The sequence below is a fragment of the Limnohabitans simekii (SeqCode) genome, assembly GCF_965234735.1.
GTDB lineage: Bacteria > Pseudomonadota > Gammaproteobacteria > Burkholderiales > Burkholderiaceae_C > Limnohabitans > Limnohabitans simekii.
In genome coordinates, this window is the sequence record NZ_OZ248541.1 from 318,690 (window position 1) to 339,003 (window position 20,314).

10 protein-coding genes are annotated in these 20,314 nt (G+C 55.5%); 9 read left to right on the forward strand and 1 reads right to left on the reverse strand.

The window, feature by feature from the left end; all coding sequences use genetic code 11:
* The first annotated feature begins 2 nt into the window (after positions 1–2).
* From rnc to AC8GFP_RS05795, 7 genes are all read left to right on the forward strand, one after another.
* Positions 3–701: a ribonuclease III gene (rnc, locus tag AC8GFP_RS05765; protein WP_506611161.1), complete on the forward strand. Its 699-nt coding sequence runs from the start codon at positions 3–5 to the stop codon at positions 699–701.
* Positions 677–1,615, forward strand: a complete 939-nt coding sequence (gene era / locus AC8GFP_RS05770; RefSeq protein WP_506611163.1) for a GTPase Era — start codon at positions 677–679, stop codon at positions 1,613–1,615. Before rnc ends, era begins: the two co-directional genes overlap by 25 nt.
* The gene (gene recO / locus AC8GFP_RS05775; RefSeq protein ID WP_506611164.1) at positions 1,578–2,372 is read left to right on the forward strand and encodes a DNA repair protein RecO; all 795 of its coding nucleotides are present in this window, start codon (positions 1,578–1,580) and stop codon (positions 2,370–2,372) included. Before era ends, recO begins: the two co-directional genes overlap by 38 nt.
* Positions 2,369–3,103, forward strand: coding sequence for a pyridoxine 5'-phosphate synthase (locus AC8GFP_RS05780; protein WP_506611166.1), 735 nt, complete (start codon positions 2,369–2,371; stop codon positions 3,101–3,103). The genes recO and AC8GFP_RS05780 overlap by 4 nt, the downstream gene beginning before the upstream one ends.
* Positions 3,100–3,504, forward strand: a complete 405-nt coding sequence (acpS, locus tag AC8GFP_RS05785; RefSeq protein ID WP_506611168.1) for a holo-ACP synthase — start codon at positions 3,100–3,102, stop codon at positions 3,502–3,504. Before AC8GFP_RS05780 ends, acpS begins: the two co-directional genes overlap by 4 nt.
* 3 nt (positions 3,505–3,507) lie before the next feature.
* Complete coding sequence (nagZ, locus tag AC8GFP_RS05790; RefSeq protein WP_506611170.1) at positions 3,508–4,608, forward strand: beta-N-acetylhexosaminidase; 1,101 nt, start codon at positions 3,508–3,510, stop codon at positions 4,606–4,608.
* 104 nt (positions 4,609–4,712) lie between these two features.
* Positions 4,713–4,970 carry a hypothetical protein gene (locus AC8GFP_RS05795; protein ID WP_506611172.1) on the forward strand — a complete coding sequence of 86 codons (258 nt, stop codon included), beginning with the start codon at positions 4,713–4,715 and terminating at the stop codon, positions 4,968–4,970.
* A 7-nt stretch (positions 4,971–4,977) separates the two neighbouring features.
* Here AC8GFP_RS05795 and lysS read toward each other — a convergent pair whose 3' ends face one another.
* Positions 4,978–6,507 carry a lysine--tRNA ligase gene (gene lysS, locus AC8GFP_RS05800; RefSeq protein WP_506611174.1) on the reverse strand — a complete coding sequence of 510 codons (1,530 nt, stop codon included), beginning with the start codon at positions 6,505–6,507 and terminating at the stop codon, positions 4,978–4,980.
* Between the two features lie 59 nt (positions 6,508–6,566).
* Here lysS and AC8GFP_RS05805 point away from each other — a divergent pair, with 59 nt between their 5' ends.
* Both AC8GFP_RS05805 and AC8GFP_RS05810 read left to right on the forward strand, forming a co-directional pair.
* On the forward strand, positions 6,567–6,815 hold the full coding sequence (locus AC8GFP_RS05805; RefSeq protein ID WP_506611176.1) for a DUF3297 family protein: 249 nt from the start codon (positions 6,567–6,569) through the stop codon (positions 6,813–6,815).
* A gap of 221 nt (positions 6,816–7,036) precedes the next feature.
* Positions 7,037–20,290: an Ig-like domain-containing protein gene (locus tag AC8GFP_RS05810; RefSeq protein ID WP_506611178.1), complete on the forward strand. Its 13,254-nt coding sequence runs from the start codon at positions 7,037–7,039 to the stop codon at positions 20,288–20,290.
* Positions 20,291–20,314: the final 24 nt, after the last annotated feature.

A 20,314-nucleotide genomic window follows, 5' to 3' on the forward strand; every position in this document is an offset into this window, starting at 1 on the left:
GCATGGTCAAGGTCTCTGACGCTCAGTCACACGCGGCCTTGCAAACCCGTTTGCAGCACACCTTCGCCGATCCCAAATTGCTGGCCTTGGCGCTGACCCACCGCAGTTTTGGCACGGGTCACAACGAGCGTCTTGAATTCTTGGGCGACTCGGTGTTGAACTTGGCGGTTTCCAAAATGATTTACACCGCCTTGCAGGATTTGCCGGAAGGCGACTTGTCACGGGTGCGGGCCAACTTGGTCAAACAAGACACCTTGCACCGCTTGGCTGTGGACCTGGGACTGGCCGGTATGGTGCGTTTGGGTGAGGGCGAAATGCGCTCTGGCGGTCAACAACGCCCCTCCATCTTGGCCGATGCCCTAGAGGCCGTCATTGGCGCGGTGTTTTTGGATGGTGGTTTTGATGCGGCCCAAGCCTTGGTGTTGCGTTTGTTCGACAAAGTCGATATGTCACCGACCATGATCGCCGCGGCCAAAGACCCGAAAACCGAATTGCAAGAATGGCTGCAAGCTCGGCGTTGGCAACTGCCCACATACCGCGTGGTGGGCACCACCGGTGCGGCGCACCAGCAAACCTTTGATGTGGAATGCGAAGTTCCCGAATTGAAACAGTCGCAACGCGGCATTGGCAGTTCACGCCGCAGTGGTGAACAAGCAGCGGCCTTGGCCATGCTGCAATGGTTGCGAGAAAACCCCCCATGACCGAAGAACAAGCCACTCCTCCTCAGCGCTGCGGCACGGTGGCCATCATTGGTAAGCCCAATGTGGGCAAATCCACCTTGCTCAATGCCTTGGTGGGTCAAAAAATCAGCATCACCTCGCGCAAAGCACAAACCACCCGCCACCGCATCACCGGCATCCGCACCATCGAACAAACCCAGTTCATTTTTGTCGACACCCCGGGTTTTCAAACCGCCCATGGCAATGCCTTGAACCGCTCGCTCAACAAAACCGTGCTGGGTGCGGTGGGTGATGTGGACTTGGTGTTGTTTGTCGTGAATGCGGGCAGCTTTGCAGCCGCAGATGCCAAAGTCATGGCGCTGCTCAGCAAAAACATTCCGGCCATGCTGGTGGCCAACAAGCTCGACAAAGTGAACCGCCGAGAAGAGCTGGCACCTTGGTTGCAAGAGATGCAAAGCAAACATGCGTTTGCCGAGTTTGTGCCGATGTCGGCCAAGAATCCGAAAGACATTGAGCGCCTGTTGGTACAGTGCCAAAAATACCTGCCCGAGCAAGCTTGGTGGTATGGCGAAGACGAGCTCACCGACCGCAGCGAGAAGTTTTTGGCCAGCGAAATCATCCGAGAAAAATTGTTCCGCCTCACGGGTGACGAGTTGCCCTACACCTCCACCGTCATCATCGACAAGTTCACCGAAGAGCCCGGCAAAACGGTGTCGCGCATGGTGCGCATTGCCGCCACCATCGTCGTCGAGCGCGATGGCCACAAGGCCATGGTGATTGGCGACAAAGGCGAACGCTTGAAACAAATCGGCACCATGGCGCGACAAGAGTTGGAAAAGCTGATGGACGCCAAGGTGTTCCTCGAACTCTGGGTGAAAGTGCGCTCCGGCTGGGCCGATGACGAAGCGCGGGTGCGCAGCTTTGGCTACGAATAGGTCCAAGGTGTTTCGGGTTCTGGACGAACCCGGCTTCGTGATTCACCACTACGACTGGAGTGAATCCAGCCGCATCTTGGAAGTTTTCACCCGTCACCATGGACGCGTCGCCTTGGTGGCCAAAGGGGCCAAGCGGCCCACCTCGAATTTGCGTCCGGTGTTGTTGCCCCTGCAACCGCTGCTCTTGTGTTTTGGAGGAGACGGCGAAATCCGCACCTTGAAAAGCGCCGAATGGGCTGGCGGCCATGTGATGCCCAGCGGTGAGGCCTTGCTGTCAGGCTACTACCTGAATGAACTCTTGCTGCGCTTGTTGGCGCGTGACGACCCGCACGCCGCTTTGTTTGATGTCTACCGCCAAACCGTGAAGGTGTTGGCCAGCGGCTTGGACCACACCACCGCACCGCTGCTGCGGGCCTTTGAATTGATGTTGCTGCGAGACATCGGCTTCTTGCCTGATTTGTCGTTGCAAACCATGACGCTGCAAGCCGTGCTGCCCGACAAGGGCTATGGCCTGGTGGCCGAAGGCGGCTTGCAGGCCATGCCGCAAGGGCAGCAGTTGCTGGGCGGTCAATGGATGCAATTGCAAACCGCCTTGGATGGCGACGAACCCCTCACCAGCTTGCTGCGCATTTGTGCCGAATGGCCCAGCGAAGACCGCAGCTTGTTGCAAACCCAGTTGCGTGCTTTGTTGCACTACCATTGTGGGGTCAGCAGCTTGCGCACCCGCCAAGTGATGATGGATTTGCAAGCCCTATGAACACCCACCTCTCCGTCAATGTGAACAAGGTTGCGCTGTTGCGCAACACCCGCCACCTGGGGATTCCCAGCGTCACCCGTGCCTCCACCTTGTGTTTGCAAGCTGGTGCGCATGGCATCACGGTGCACCCTCGACCCGACCAACGGCACATTCGTGACAGCGATGTGCACGACTTGGCCGCTTTGTTGAAAGACTGGCCCGACCGCGAATACAACATCGAAGGCAACCCGCTGCACAACCTGATGCCCTTGGTGCGCTTGGTGCGGCCGCATCAAGTGACTTTTGTGCCAGACGGTGAAGGGCAGTTCACTTCAGACCACGGCTGGCGATTCCCACAAGACGCAGTCGTCTTGAAGGGCCTGGTGGCCGAAGCGAAAGATTTGGGCGCCCGCGTGAGTTTGTTCATGGACGCCGACCCCCAGGCCATGGCGGCAGCCCGCGACGTGGGTGCTGATCGGGTCGAGTTATACACAGAGCCCTATGCCCAAGCCCATGGGCAGGCTGCATTTGCCCAAGTGTTGGCGCAGTTCAAAGCGGCCGCTGTGGCCGCGCAAGCGGTGGGCTTGGAAATCAATGCGGGGCACGACTTGAATTTATTCAACTTGCGCGACTTTGTGCAAACCGTGCCCGATGTGAAAGAGGTGTCGATAGGCCATGCCCTCATGGCCGATGCCTTAGAGATGGGCTACAACGCCACCATCCAAGCCTATTTGAAATGTCTGAATGCATGAGCCAGATTTACGGCATTGGCACGGATATTTGCGACATCCGCCGCATTCGTGCCAGCTTCGAGCGGCATGGCGAACGCTTTGCTTTGAAGATTTTGAGCGAGGCTGAAATGCAGACCTTTCGCGCCCGCAGCCTGCGTTGGCCGGACCGAGGTATTCGTTTTCTAGCCACGCGTTTTTCGGTGAAAGAGGCGTTCAGCAAAGCCATTGGTTTGGGTATGCGCATGCCCATGACCTGGCGGCATTGCGAGGTGGGCAAACTGCCCAGCGGCCAACCCACGATCGTTTTGCATGGTGCTTTGCAAGATTGGTTCAAGCAACGGCAACTGCGGGCCCATGTCACCCTGAGCGACGAAACCGACTACGCCACCAGCCATGTCATCGTTGAACAAACCACCGCCTGACTCATGAAACCTGTTGCCCACGCCCCGCTGATTTTGGACATTGCTGGCACCGCGCTCAGCGACACCGACCGCCGCCGCTTGGCGCATCCGCTCACCGGCGGTTTGATTTTGTTTGGTCGCAATTGGGTGGACCGTGCACAACTGAGCGCCTTGTGCGCCGACATCAAGTCTGTGCGCCCTGATGCCTTGATTTGTGTCGACCATGAAGGCGGGCGGGTCCAGCGTTTCAGGACGGACGGCTTCACCCATTTGCCGCCCATGCGCTCTTTGGGCGCTTTGTGGAACGAGGACGAAAACGGCGTGGTGGGCAGCGGCGCCTTGCAAGCCATGAACGCCGCCACCGCCTGCGGCTTCGTGTTGGCCTCAGAGTTGCGAGCTTGCGGCGTGGACTTCAGTTTCACGCCTGTGCTGGATTTGGACTTTGGCAGCAGTGGCGTGATTGGCGACCGCGCCTTTGCGCGGGACCCGCGCATGGTGGGTTTGTTGGCCAAGAGCCTGATGCACGGGTTGTTGCAAGCTGGCATGGCCAACTGCGGCAAGCATTTCCCGGGGCATGGCTTTGTCAAGGCCGACTCGCACACCGAGATCCCGGTGGACAAGCGCAGCCTGAAAAACATCCTCACCGACGACGCCTTGCCCTACGAATGGCTCAACACCAGCATGAGCAGCGTCATGCCTGCCCACGTCATCTATCCCAAAGTGGACGGTCGGCCCGCTGGGTTCTCCAAGCGCTGGTTGCAAGACATCTTGCGCCAACAGTTGGGTTTCATGGGTGCCGTGTTCAGCGACGATTTGTCCATGGCCGGTGCCCGACTGATTGATGGCCGTGAGGTGAGTTACACCGAGGCGGCTGTCACCGCATTGAACGCGGGTTGTGACTTGGTCTTGCTGTGCAACCAAAGCACCCCTGACAGCCCCGAAGGTGGGCGGGCGGTGGACGACTTGTTGGATGGCTTGGCGCAAGCCCAACGCCAAGTGCAATGGTCCGCCAGCGCCGCCAGTGAAGCCCGTCGTTGCGCTTTGTTGCCGCGCAGTCCTGCTTTGGACTGGAACCGCTTGATGCAAACCCCTGCCTATTTACAGGCTTTGGCCTTGCTTCCCTGAACTGGCTGCATACATTTGCAGCACAAAGGGCCCAAACCATTAACGGTTAAAATAGACCCTCTTGACCCCGCTTGACGGGTCACAAGGTTTGTTAAAGGAATGACATGGCTACCAAATCTGGCAAAACTTCGGTTGACGAGAGTGGTCTTCGTTTTACCAGTCGAGAAAACGGTTCACCCTTCGCGGGTATGGGCAAAATGGGCGAAACCATGTCTTGCATCAAGTGCGGCATGCACAAACCCCGTCGCCAAGGCAGCCAACAGCGCTTTGCCGGCAGCCTGGCCTTCTTTTGCCACGACTGCAAACCGCCCAAGCCTGTGGTGAAACCAGGCGCAGCCACCGAAGCCGCGCCCAAGGCTTAATTCGCTTTCAATGTTCTCGGCGCAATGCCGGGAACAAAATCACGTCCCGGATGCTGGGGCTGTCTGTCAAAAGCATCATCAAACGGTCCATGCCAATGCCACAGCCAGCGGCTGGCGGCATCCCGTATTCCAAGGCCCGCACAAAATCGTGGTCATAAAACATGGCTTCATCGTCGCCGCTGTCTTTGGCGTTCACCTGCGCATGAAAACGTGCCGCTTGGTCTTCGGCGTCGTTCAACTCGCTGAAACCATTGCCAAATTCTCGGCCGGTGATGTAGAGCTCGAAACGTTCAGTCACCTCAGGATGGCTGTCGCTGGCACGAGCCAAGGGTGAAATTTCCACCGGGTGCTCACAGATGAAGGTGGGCTCCCACAGCTTGTCTTCCACGGTTTCTTCAAAGTACAGCACCTGCAAACCGGCCAAACTGCGGCCAGAGAGTTTGTGTTTTTCTTCCGAGTGGCCAAGCTTTTTCAAAGCGTTGATCAGCCATGCGCTGTCGTCCACATGGTCACCCGCTTCGGTGTGTTGGATGATGGCTTCGCGGATGGTCAGGCGGGCGAAGGGCTTGGACAGGTCGACGGGTTTGCCGTCATAGGTGAGAAGCAAGGTGCCCACCGCTTTTTCGGCGGCGTCACGAATCAGGCTTTCGGTGAACTGCATCAGGTTTTGGTAGTTCCAGTAGGCCGCGTAGAACTCCATCATGGTGAATTCGGGGTTGTGGCGCACCGAAATACCTTCGTTGCGGAAATTGCGGTTGATCTCGAACACCCGCTCGAAGCCGCCCACCAACAAGCGTTTCAGGTAGAGCTCGGGGGCGATGCGCAGGAACATTTGCTGGTCCAGGGCGTTGTGGTGCGTTTCAAAGGGTCGGGCGTTTGCGCCACCTGGAATAGGGTGCAGCATGGGTGTTTCGACTTCCAAGAAACCGTGGTGCACCATGAATTCGCGGATGCCACTGACCGCTTTGCTGCGAGCGATGAAACGCTGGCGCGAGGTTTCATCGGTGATCAGATCGACATAGCGCTGGCGGTATTTGATTTCTTGGTCGTGCACACCGTGGAATTTGTCGGGCAAGGGGCGCAGGCTTTTGGTCAGCATGCGGATGCTGGTGACGTGCACCGACAACTCGCCGGTTTTGGTTTTGAACAGGTGGCCTTCGGCACCGACGATGTCGCCCAAATCCCAGTGTTTGAAGTCTTCGTAAAGTTCCAGGCCGATGTCTTCGCCCTTGACATACACCTGCATCCGGCCCGTGCTGTCTTGCAAGGTGGCGAAACTGGCCTTGCCCATGACCCGCTTCAGGACCATGCGACCAGCGATGCGAACGGCGTGCTTTTCCTCGACCAAGACCTCGGCCGTCTTGGCACCATGGGCGGTGTGCAAGGGTTCGGCATGGTGGGCGGGTTTGAAATCGTTGGGGAAAGCGACTGGGCCGCCAAGCGCTTGCCGTTGGCGCATGTTCTTCAGTTTGTCGCGGCGTTCGGCAATCAGTTGGTTGTCGTCTTGGGGAGCGGGGGAGGGTGTGTTTTCTGACATCCAAGGATTCTAAGAGTTCACCGAGAATGCACCTTTTCAAGCACTTTGAAGCCAACATCATGACTGAATCCAGCACCCGCCCCGAACTGCCCGACCGTTTGTCCATCGATGCTCGCAGCCCGCATTATTTGCCCGCCATTTTTCAACATGACATCGGCATTCGATTCAACGACAAAGAACGCCATGACGTCGAGGAGTACTGCATCAGTGAAGGCTGGATCAAAGTCCCTGCTGGCAAAACGGTCGATCGAAAAGGTAAACCTTTGTTGCTGACGTTGAAAGGCCGGGTTGAGGTTTATTACCGCTGAAAAACCTCGCTTAATACTGGCACTTATTACCGGTTTCTCCCTCTGAATTAGCCCTGATGACCACTGCAAATTTTTAGAATCAGTCAGTAAATCAACATAAACAAAAAATTCAATATTTACAACAAACTTCAGGTTTGTTTGAATTTTTTGCAGGTCTGCCGAATCCACATTCGATAGAGCCCATTTCGGTGGGATGTTGATGGTTGATTCTTAGGGTGGTCATGGCATATTTGCTGGGTTTGGAAAAACAACAAGCGCGGGTTCCAGGTTCAACCGAACTGGAAGATACTGGTCAGGGCGTGCCAGCGTTGCAGCCGCGCTATGTGTTGCTGGATGCCGCCACCAAGCGCCCTGTGCCGGGTCAGCAGATTCGGCGCAAAGGCCAAGCCTTGGAAGTTTGGGTGGATGGCAAGTTGGTCTTGGTCTTGCCTGCCTTTTTTACACCAAAAGATGGTGTTGAATCATTGAACGACCTACAACTGGGCAGCCTGGATGTGGCGTTAACGGCTGATCAGCTGACGAATCCTGAAGAGCACACGGCTACATACTTGCTGACTGAAGAAGCTTGGGACACTGAGAACACCTTTGACTTGTCAGAATTGGACGTCAGCCCAAAGAGTTGGCGCGAAAGCGATTTGTGGGCGCAAGCCAGTGGTCATGAATCCATGGCCAATGCCACCATGACAGATGCCGCCATGACAGATGCCGCCACTGGCGCAGCCAGTGCCACAACTTCAGGTGCTGTCAGCACAACGGTGACAGGCTCCGTGTCCGGCATGGGTTTGGGCGCTGTAGGTTTGTTGTTGGGCATGAGCACCATTGCCAGCCATGTGAACAACAAGGTGTCGGTGGTTCCTGGCGCAGTTGGTCCCGACAGCGATTCAATTCGTCCGGCCACACCGAGCTTGCATTGGGTGGACACTGGCAGCGATGCCAACGATGGGGTGAGTAGCGCCACGATGGTGACGGTCATCGGTCTTGAAACTGGGGCGAGCTGGGAATACAGCTTGGACGGGGGCGTCACCTGGCAGGGTGGCAGCAACTTGCCCGGTAATGCGGGGCCGGGCTTTATGTTGGCTGCTAACGTCCGCTACGCTTTGGGCGCGGTACAGGTGAGGCAAACCGATGCGGCGGGCAATCCTTCGGGCACGGTGTTGTCGGCCTTGGCGTGGACCATCGACAACACTGCTCCGGCGGTGAGTTTGAGCAGCAGCAGCGCGACTCTGAAAGTGGGTGAGACGGCGACCATTACCTTGGTCTTTAGTGAAGCGCCGGCACAGTTGCCCAGCGTGGACAGTGCTGTGGGCAGCTTCTCGGCGTGGACGGCCAGTGCCGACCTCAAAACCTACACAGCCACCTTCACCCCCAGAACCAACACCAAAGGCACCACGGCCTTTAGTTTGGGTGCTTGGGCCGATGCGGCGGGCAACGCAGGCAGCTCCACCAGCGTGGCCAGCGTAGCGGTGGATACTGCCGCTCCGGCCACACCGAGCTTGCATTGGGTGGACACTGGCAGCGATGCCAACGATGGGGTGAGTAGCGCCACGATGGTGACGGTCATCGGTCTTGAAACTGGGGCGAGCTGGGAATACAGCTTGGACGGGGGCGTCACCTGGCAGGGTGGCAGCAACTTGCCCGGTAATGCGGGGCCGGGCTTTATGTTGGCTGCTAACGTCCGCTACGCTTTGGGCGCGGTACAGGTGAGGCAAACCGATGCGGCGGGCAATCCTTCGGGCACGGTGTTGTCGGCCTTGGCGTGGACCATCGACAACACTGCTCCGGCGGTGAGTTTGAGCAGCAGCAGCGCGACTCTGAAAGTGGGTGAGACGGCGACCATTACCTTGGTCTTTAGTGAAGCGCCGGCACAGTTGCCCAGCGTGGACAGTGCTGTGGGCAGCTTCTCGGCGTGGACGGCCAGTGCCGACCTCAAAACCTACACAGCCACCTTCACCCCCAGAACCAACACCAAAGGCACCACGGCCTTTAGTTTGGGTGCTTGGGCCGATGCGGCGGGCAACGCAGGCAGCTCCACCAGCGTGGCCAGCGTAGCGGTGGATACAGTCCCTCCTACCGTTGGCAGCGGTGCGTTCACAGCTGGTCCGGCCGTGGCCGGCAACGGGCTGCACATGAAGGTGTACCGTGCCGACACAGGTGCCTTGCTGGAAGATGTGAAGGTGGCTGATGACGGCAGCTACAGCTTCACCACCACGTTCGTGGGCGTGGTCATCTTGGTCATTCAGGATGTGGATGCCGACCCCGACAACCCCGGCATGGACTACATGGACGAGGCCGGTGGCTTGGTGGACTTGTCAGTGGACTTGCGCTCCATCGCAGTGCTTGGTGCCACGGGTGGGGCCGTGACGGCGAACGTGACGCCCTTGACTGAAATTGCCGCCACCATCGCCACGGGCAAATCGGCGGCGCAAGCTGCAGCAGCGGGCTATACCGAAGCCACACTCACCCCCACAGCCGTGGCCAACACCAACAAAGCCTTGGCCAAGGTGCTGGGCTTGGGCGACAACGTGGATGTGACGAGCGCATCCGTGACGCCCATCACGGATGCGAATGGCAATGTGAATACCGGTATGAACGACTATGGACGCGTCTTGGCTGCGTTGTCACATGCAGGGGATTTGTCGAATGTGATTGCCACCATGGCTGCAGGCATCCGGGTGGACGCCAGTGGCAACCCCAGTTTCAATGCGGACGCTGGCAGCGCGGCGCAAGTGCTGATGGCGCAAGGCATGGCCGAGGCTGAAACCGCGCAAGGTATTTCCTTCTCCAGCATGCCCGCCCTGCAAACGGTGAAAACCGCGGCGACCAAGGCTTACAGCAGTGTCTTGATTGCCAACATGCTCAAAGCCGACGACCTGCTGGGCCCTGACTTGACGAAGCTGCTGAACGCAGCCAAGACAGCACTCCAAAAGCAAACCACCGACTGGGACACCCTGAGCAATGCGTGGGTGAACAACAGCAGCTTGAACGCCAACCTTGTATTTTTTGAAACCTTGAATGCCAACAAGGGCAGCTTTGACAACGCTTTGGGGCAGGCGTTCAACAAAGCCTTGGACCAAGCAAAGCTTTCCGAACAAATGCTGGGCAACACCAAGCTGAGTGTGGCCACGATTGCCAGGGCGCAAGCGTCTTACGACCAAGCGCTTTCCAGCTTGAAGCAGCAAGCGCAAACCGCGCTGGACCGGATTGAACTGCAAGGCTTGAAGCAAGACGACATGGCGGCTGACTGGGCCGATGGGCAAAATCCAGCAGCACTGGCGCGACTTGGTGACAATTTAGAACTGTTGTCAGATGGGCTGCAAGCTGACACCACCACCGCGAAAGCGTGGCAAGCATCGTTGACGCAACTCACAGCGGCTCAGAAAAATTTGAGCAATCTCAAGGCCAAACCGACGACCAGCAGCTCTGAACTGGCGGCTGCACAAGCGGAGGTGAGCAATCTCAAATCCATCACCAGTTTGGTTGAAACCAGCAGCGCCGACCAAGCTGCCGTGGACTTGAGCGCATGGCAACTGCTGGGGTTGCGCAAACAAAACCATTTGGCCGACCCCAACAACACAGCCAAGCAAGCAGCTTGGATGAAGGCTTTGGCCACCGAAGCCACGCAAGTGCAAGGCGACCAAGTCGTCAGCGACATGCTGGCAGCCGCCCTGGAATTCAGCGGCAGTGCAAGTCAAAAGCAAGCCTTGGTCAAAGAAGCTTTGATGACCAAGGCCAATCGCCTAGCCACCGACAGGGTATTTGCCGATGCCCTGAGCCTGGCCATCGACAAGCCAGACAACCCCGTCATCGACACGCTTCAAACATTTGCGGCCAACAAAGCCGAAGTGGATCAGATGCTGTTGAACAGCATGAGCACGCAAGCAAACAACAGCAGCCGTGTAGACATTTTGAAAGGTTTGATGGCTGCGCAAGCAGCCTCTGAAAAAGTGGCTGCTCAAAATTGGGCCAAGACCGGGGGCAGTACCCAAAGCAATGCATTTCGCGCCCTAGAGTCCAAAAACAATGCCAACAAGTCATTGTTGGGCATGTTGAACGATGCCTTTGTCGAAGAAGACGGGGCCAAAGCGGCGTTGTTGATCAATAAAAACGACCCCCAAGCTGGTAAAGACTCATCCCATGCGAATGCCATCATCAAAGGGGTGGTGAAAAGTTTCAGCCAAGAAGCGCTTTACCAAGTGCAGTCGGTGATGGCCAAAACGGTGCGCATCGACGAAAAGCCAGCCAGCTTTGTTTACGCTGACACCAACGAGGTGTTGAATCCAGCGCAAGAAAGTGTGACCTTGGGAATGCCAGAACTGGCCAATTTGACATGGTCTTTGGTCAGCAGTGCCAACAACATCCATGCAGACCTCTTCAAACTGAGTGCTGATGGCAAATTGAGTTTCAAGAATGATGTTGATTTTGAAGCGAATGCGCAGGTTAAAACGTGGCAAGTGACTGTTCGCATGAAAGACGCTCAAAACGAGTTTGTCGATCAAGAGATCACGGTGAACTTGGGCGATGTGAATGAGGCACCCACGGTCAAAGCAACCATCACAGATCAGATCATCGCCAAGGGCCGCGATTTCAACTTGAATCTCTCGAATGTATTTGGCAATGTGGATGCCAACGACCCCTTGACCTTCACAGCCACAAGTTTGCCGCAAGGTTTGAGCATCAATGCAAGCAATGGTCAGCTTTCAGGCACACCCAACACGTTGCGTGACGCCACCAACGTCACAGTGACCGCCACCGATGCGGGTGGTTTAAGTGTGAGCCAATCATTCAAGATGTCGGTCATGAACGCGCCCGGCATGCAATCTTTGTCACCTGCACCCAATAGCAAGACCTTGGTGAAAGCTGGGGACAGGTTTCAAGTGATCTTGAAAACCACCGAGGCGCTGACACTGGGTGGCAATGGCAGTCCTGTGTTGAATATCAACTTCAATGGTGACAATTTACAAGGCACGAACAAAGGCCACAATGCCGCTGGAGACGAATGGACTTTTGAATTCACAGCACCTGCCAAATCCACGCAAGTGCTGGACGGCAATCAATTGACGGTGACGAGCCTGAATTTGAATGGCGGTACCTTGGTGGGCCAAACATCAGGCTTGTCGTTTGAAACTACCGCGCCAGCGGGGCTTGCCACTTCAGTCTTTCGGTTGGACAACACGGCCCCTGAAGCGCCGGGTTTGCAACTGCAAGATGAAGGTATCAGCAACACCGATGGTTTGACGAAGCCCACCGCGGTCAAGGTCACAGGCGTGGAAGCAGGTGCCAAGTGGGAATACCGTTTGAACACCAAGGACGCTTGGACCCTTGGCAGCGACATGCCCAACAACGCAGGCCCAGGCTTTGTTCTGGGGACTGAAAACACCTATGCCCAAGGGGCTGTGCAAGTTCGTCAAACCGATGCTGTGGGGAATGTGTCGGCCATCACGGCTTCTTCGAAAGCTTGGACGATTGACAACACCTCACCCATCGTCAGCATCAGCAGTGACAAGGCCAAATTGAAGGTGGGAGAAACCGCCACCTTGACGCTCAGCTTCAGTGAAGTCCCAACGCAGGAACCGATCATCAGCGCGATGATGGGAACCACTTCGGCGGGCTCCATCAGCGCATGGACAGTGGACGGCAGTGACCCCAAACAATTCACAGCCAATTTCACACCCGCCGTTGATTTGGAAGGGGAAGTGGTTTTTTCAATTGGCGCATGGCAGGACGACGCAGGCAACCTGGGTCAAAGTGGAAACTTGCCCACCATCGGTGTGGATACCTTGCCACCCCCAGCGCCGCAGTTGACGTTCACCGATTCGGGACGCTCCAGTGCCGATGGCATCACAAACAACGGGGTGGTCACCGTCACGGGTATCGAGGACAACGCCACCTGGCAATACAGCGTGGATGGTGGCAAAAAATGGCTGACCGGCAGCAACAACCAATTCACCTTGGCCGAAGGTGACCATGTTCTCGGTGCCATTCAAGTGCGTCAACAAGATCGTGCGGGCAATTTGTCTGCAATCAATCAATCCGTCAAAGACTGGTTGATCGACAAGACGCAGCCCTCGCTCCTTCTCAACAAAGTCGGGGGAGATGACGTCATCAACCTACAAGAGCGAAATGACGGGGTTCTGATCAGCGGCACAGCAACGGGTGCCCAAGAAGACGATGACGTGATGATCACTTTCAATGGATTGACGTTGCACACCATGGTGACAAGCAAGGGCCAATGGACCTTGAAATTGGACACCTCTCAAATACCTGTTGGCGAAGATTCGCAAAACCTCACCGTGGTGGTTACAGACACAGCTGGCAATGTGTCGAGCGAAATGACCAAAGCGATTCGCATCGACACCATTGCACCCACACTGACACTGCCAACTGACACCATGCCGACCGACCTCACTGGTTGGTCCCTAAATGTGATCGGGGCCAAGGTTGACAATGTCTTGAACTTGTTCGAGCTCAACGCCATTCAGTTGAGCACCACCGATTGGTCGTTGTCAGGCACCACCAATGCCGAAGCAGGTCAGAGTCTTGAATTCATTTTGAACAGCCACAGCTTCACAGGCATCGTCACTGAGGTGCTTGACGGGCCCAATGTGTGGACCGTGACACAAAGCACCAACAATGATGTGGAAGCCGTTCTCAGTGGCCTGGTGCATGGCAACAGCTATGACATGACCGTGCGGGTGAGTGATGCGGCGGGCAATACTGCCGAACCTGTGACAGCCAGTTTGTTGGTCAAGCTCTACCCCCCTGACATTCCCACCATCCAACTGCTGCAGACCAACACCTACACACCCACCATCAAAGGCACAGCCCTGAAAGAGGTCGGTGTCGATGACAACGGCCAAAAGAAATACGGAGCCTTGGAAAACGCAGACGTTTTGACGGTGAAGGTGTTGAATCGCACTTTCACGCTGACATTGAAAGAGAATCTCAATAGTAATGGCCCCCTGTCATATGACCGCGAGAAACAACAATGGTCACTTGACTTGTCTGAAAACAAAGACATCGATGGTCAATTGGATGCTTTCATCATCAGCGATTGCATATTGGATGTAGAGGTCTCCGTCAAATCCATTGGCTACGAATTGCTGCAAGACAAGAGCGAGTCTGAAGTTGCCCTGAAAAAAGCGCCTCCTGTGCTGACCGTAGAGGACGTGGAGGCAGATAACCAGGTCAATGCCACGGAGCTTGCTGATGGCGTCTTGCTCAAGGGCACAGTCACCGACTACAAGCCTGGTGACACCTTGAACATGGCATCAAATCGCACCATGACACTGAAGTTGGGGACGACCAAAACTTGGAATCTTCAAGTCAATAGCAGTGGTGAATGGTCGGTCGTCTTGACGGCCGATGAAGCGGCTGACCTGACGTCGGGTACCCACACGCTCACAGCATCCTTTAACAGCCTATACGGCAAAAGCAACAGCATCACCAAGGATTTTTTGCTGGACAAAGAAGGCCCCAGTGTTGCCATCACCCAGCCTGCAGATGTGAACCTGAGCAGCACGGAAACAAGCAGTTGGCAAACTGGTTTGCAAGTTTCAGATGGCGTCTCTGGCTTGGACACCGTCAGTGTGCGTTTGTTCAAAGGACAGACGGAAGTCACCACGAACCCTGTCAGCCTGCAAAACACGGGCAGCCTCGCCGGTGACCTGAGCAGTTTGACCGATGGCAACTACAGCCTGCGCGTTGAGGCCGCAGACAAGGCTGGCAACAATTCTGCACAAACCTTGAATTTCAGCGTCGACCAAACAGCACCGACGCTTTCATTCAGTATTGACAACAGTCAACTTCTACTCAACAAAGAGAAAGCAACTGCCACTGTGAAGCTCACTTTGAGTGAGCGGGTGTTGGTGCCACCGACCTTGACGCCCAGCACAGGCACACTCTCGACATGGGTTGAAGAAGTGGGCTCCAACGGCTTGCGTTATTCGGCCACGTACACCGCGCCCGCAGACAGCAATGGCAGCGTCGGCTGGACGGTTGGTGCTTGGACTGACCTGGCGGGCAACGCTGGAAGTACGCAGGGCACACCGCCCCCGATCACCTTCGATACCTCGTCACCCATTATTCAAAGCATGGTGTTGGTCAACGGGCTCAACAAACCGCTCAAGGCGGGTGAGTCTGTGGACATTGAAGTGACCTTCAGCGAAGCCGTGACAGTCAGCGGTTCACCAGTGTTGAAACTGCAAATAGGGGGTGTTGAACGTTCAGCCATTTACAAGCAAGCCAAAGCAAATTCCGACGGCACGGTGCAGATTTGGCGCTACACGGTGCAAGCGGGCGACAACGACACAGATGGCATCGCGGTTGCGCAGGACAAACTGAGCCTGGGCACTGGCATCATCCAAGACAACGCTGGCAACCGTGCGGTACTGACGCATTCAAGCATCACCAGCACTGTTTTGGTTGACACCACGGCACCAACCCTGAGCCTGTCCTATGCGGGTACCGACACCTTGTTGGCGCTCGGCGAAACGGCCACCATCACGGCCAGGTTCAGTGAAACACCAGCGACGTTGCCCAATCTCACGGTCAGTTCGGGCAGTGTTCAAACACAGACTGGCACAACAGACACGCTATGGACCAATGTTTCTGGCACCGAATACACCACGGTGTTCAAGCCTGGGGCCAATCTCAACAATGGCACAGTGAGCTTCAACATTGGGGCTTGGGCAGACGCTGCCGGTAATGCGGGATATGCAGGTGAGGTGGCCTTGACTGACAACAAGACGATCCGTGTGGACACGGTGGCACCCACCGTCACAGGCGTGACAGGCCAATCCCTCTTGGCCACCAATACCGACATCAGCTTTGTGGTGACCTTGAGTGAGGCCATCAGCGGCACCTGGTCGACAAGCAACTTCACAGCCAGCAACGCCACAGTGTCATCCGTCACGCCCACTTCAGGCACCAACACCAACCAACTGACGGTGGTGGTCAGGCCTGCCAGCGACCAACAACATGAGTTGGTCGAATTGAATTTGGTGGGCGGCACGCTTAAAGATGCGGCAGGCAATGCCCTGGCCAACGCCAACCAATTGGCCAGCCAATTGATTGACACCAAAGCGCCAAGCGTTACCAGCGTGATTCTGAGTGGCAAACCCAGCACAGCGGGTGTTTACAAGGCGGGTGATGTCATCACGGCCACTGTTGAAATGAGTGAGGATGTGCTTGTGACTGGTACGCCCCAATTTGCGCTGAATTTTGGCAATGGGCAAACCCGGCAAGCCACTTATGTCACTAGCGAGAGTAAAGACAAAACCTTGGTGTTCAAGTACACCGTTTTGTCAGTGGATGACAATTCAAGCAATGGCATCGCCTACAGTACAAATGCTTTGAACTTGCCCAGCGGCAGCGCATTGAAAGATGCGACAGGCAACAACGCGGTGCTTGCTGTCACCGCTGCTGCGGCCAACAGTTCTTTCAAAGTGGACTCGGTGGCTCCCACCGTTCGCATCACCAGCAGCTTGGATCAATTGGATGTGATCAATCCCTCGGACACGGTGATGTTCACATTCAGCGAAGACCCCGGCAGCAGTTTCTCAGACGCTGACATCTCACTTGTGGGTGGGACATTGAAGGATTTGACGCGTACCTCTGCAACTGGCGCGCCTGTTGTGTATGAAGCGACTTTCACCGTTGAAGACGGTTTCAGGGGGATGGCTTCTGTGTCTGTAGGCAATGGCACTTTCCAAGATGATGCTGGCAACTTGAACCTAGACGGGAATTCCAATGCCAAACGTTGGAGTGCCGATTCGAACGCGCCCTCGGTCACCTTGGCACAAGCCACATTGGGCAGCAACGGACTGGCAACGGTCAGCATGGACGAACCGGGCACGGTGTATTTGGTGCTAGAGGGTGCTTCGATTTCAGATGCAGCCAGCGTCCAATCAGCGGCGGTCGCCTCAGTCACGTTCGATTCGACACAGGCTGGCACCAATCAAGCCGTGGCCGTGAACACGCTGGTTGATGGCGTTTACAGAGCCTACTCTATTGATAGTTTGGGTAACAAATCTGCGAAGTCTGCCGGGTCGATCAAGGTGGACAACACGGCACCTGTGATCAGTGGAGGTGCCAGTCCCAGTGTGCTGGAAAACGTCGCAGCTGACACCGTCATCTACAGCACCAAAGCCACGGATGCGTTGTCTCAAAGCAGTTTGGTGTATTCACTGAAAGCCGGGTTGAGCGATGACGCCAGTGCCTTTGTCATCAACCAATCTGGCCAAGTCCAAATCAACAGCAGCCCGAATTACGAAGTCAAAAGCAGTTACAGCTTCACGGTGCAGGTGAGTGACGGCGTCAACACCTCCGAACAAGCGGTGACGCTGTCGGTGACCAATGTGAATGAAGCGCCCAGTGCCGACGACAAAACCATCACCATCAATGAGGATGCGAGCCGAACATTCAGTGCATCCGATTTCGGCTTCAACGGCAATGGGGAAATCAATGCCAATGGACAACCTCAAGTTTTGAATGCGGTGATCATTAAAAGCACGCCTTCCTCCGGTGTGCTCGCCTTGAAGGACGTCAATGATCATTTCACAGCCGTGGTTGTCAACCAACGTATTGCGGCTACCGATATAGGCAACTTGAAGTTCACACCTGCGGCCAACGCCAATGGCAATGACTACACGAGTTTCAGCTTTGCTGTGCAAGACGATGGCGGCACGGCCAACAGCGGCGCAGACACCAGCAGTGCCAAAACTATCACCTTCAATGTGACGCCTGTGAATGACGCGCCCACCTTGACGTCGGTGGCCAAACTCCAAAATTTCACAGAAGATACTTACAATGAAATCACCTTCTCCATGCTGGCGACTGCTGCCGATGAATCTGATGTTGAAACACAGAGCCTCACCTTTGTCATTGATGAAATCAGTTCAGGCAGTTTGCAAAAATTGAACGGTTCAGTCTGGACAGATGCAACCAGCGGGACGACTTGGGGTGAGGGCGACACATTCCAATGGAAAGCGGCTACCAATGCCAACGGTGAATTGAACGCTTTCAAAGTGAAGGCCTCTGATGGCCAATTGTTGTCAGCCGCCATCCAAGTGACAACCAATGTGGCTGCGGTGAACGATTTGCCCACCCTGACTGCGGGCGCGCCAAGTGCGGTCTTGGTGGAAGCCTCTGGTACGTCCAACGACACGCCGGGCATCGCCAGCGCCAACATTCAACTGAGCAAAAGCGATGTTGAAGTCGGTCTGAGCTACGACACCAATGGTTGGAGTACCGCCGACAGCGGCCTCACGTATACCAAGGCAGGCACCTATGGTACGGCCACCTTGACGGTGGCGACCGATGTGGTGAGCTATGCCTTGGACAACAGCAAGGCAGCCACCCAAGCCCTGACCAACTCGCCAAATCCCACCACAGTCTCAGACAGTTTTACAGTTCAGGTGAAAGACGCTGCGGCAGCCACAGCCACAGTGAGCATCAAGTTTGACATCAACGGCATCAACGATGCACCGGTGCTGACTACACCGGACCCCCTAAGCTTGACCGACACGGCAGCAGCCGACACATTCACTATCCAAACTGGTACTCTGAGCGCCTCTGACCCAGAAGGCAGCACGCTCACCTACGGAATCACCAGCGGCACTAACGGTAGCACAACCATCAACGGTGTGACCTACGACCTGAGCAGAGTCGGCAGCTACGGCACCTTGTACGTCAGGAGCACCAACGGTGCATACGCCTACGTGCCGAACAACACCGCCATCAATGCCTTGATCAGCAACGCCAGCGAGAGCTTCACCGTCACCGCCAGCGATGGCAGCCTGAGTGGCAGCAACACGCTGACCGTGGACGTGACAGGCGCCAACGAAAATGCCATAGTCACCAACAACGCCATCAGCTATTCACTTACCTCATCAAGTCGAAAAAAAGCATTGACTGTGAGTGACTTTGGTTTGAGTGACGCCGAAGGTGACACCACTGCATCTATTGTGATCACGTCCTTGCCGACTACGAGCTATCTTCCCTCGAGCAGTACTGGCAGCTTGTTATTAAATGGCACCTCAGTCTCAGCGGGCACGGAGATTAGCTGGACACAAATTGCCGCTGGCTCGCTGGTGTATTCGCCGCCGGATGGTGCGGCTGGCGGAATGAACTTTGCCAATATCGGCTTTAAGGTCAAAAACGGCGCAAACACCAGTTCAGTGAAAGCGCTGACGCTCAATGGCTCCTCAGATTATCTTGATTTAGGCGCCATCAATTCAATCAGCAATCAAGTCACTTTGGAAGCATGGGTGAACTTTTCAGCCAATGAAGTTCATGCCAGGATATTTGATTTGAGCAACGGACAGAATACAAACAATATTATTTTGTCCAATAGTTATTTTCGACTTCACAATGGAGGAGCTGTCGGCAATGTCGAATACGGTACTCGCCCGCTTAATCAATGGAATCATGTGGCAGCAGTTATAGATGTTGCAGAAATGCGTGTCTATATCAATGGAGAACTAGTGGGCACGGGAACCTTGCACAATAGTCAATCGTTAGACAGAGGTTCTGGAAACAATGCTCGATCACAAAACTGGATCGGTCGAAGTGCATGGCCTAATCCCTATGCCGACCTGTCCATCTACGATGCCCGAATTTACAACGACGTGCGCAGTCAAGCCGAAATTCAGCAAGACATGAAAGGGCTGACCACCCCGAACGACGACAACCTGATCAAACGTTACACATTGGACGGCACTCCTGAAGGGCTGAGTGACGCTATTCGCGCAGTGGGTAGCGGCTCTCCCACCTCAGCAAACTATACGGACCATGCCAATACCCTTGTGATCCATGTCGCACCGATACCAACCCCCTTTACGGGGGATGACAGCAACAATAATTTTTCAGGTTTGCAGGGTAACGATATTTTGATGGGCTTGGCTGGGGACGATACTCTGAGTGGAGGTGAAGGGAATGACACCCTGAATGGTGGGGTTGGGAATGACACTCTATCCGGCAATATGGGTTTCGATGTGTTGATTGGCGGCAAAGGAAATGACAGATTGACCGGTGGAGAGCATGGCCCATTTGGCGGCACCGTTTATGCAGGTGGAGACACCTTCAGGTGGGAAGCGGGCGATGCCTTTGCGCCCTCATCAACTTCGGTTCCTGATGTCAATGGTGTCAGAACTCCTTATGTTGACACAGTGACTGACTTCAGCCTTGTTCAAGGCGACAAAATTGACCTCACCGGTTTATTGGCTGAATCTTTCTCTGCCAATGGCGTGATCGCCAACAACCTCAGCGCCAATATCAACAAGTATGTGGAATTGACACAGTCTGGATCGACCACCACAGCCTTGCTGAAAGTTGATCTTGAGGGTGCAGCATCTTTTGCTTCACCAGAACTCACCATTCAACTGACGGGCGCCTGGGCATATTACAACCTGTTTCCCTTTGGCTCGTCGCTGACCCTGGATCAGTTGCTTGCCAACAAAACCTTGGTGGTGCTGTAGCAGCAGAAAAAATGAACGGGCGAG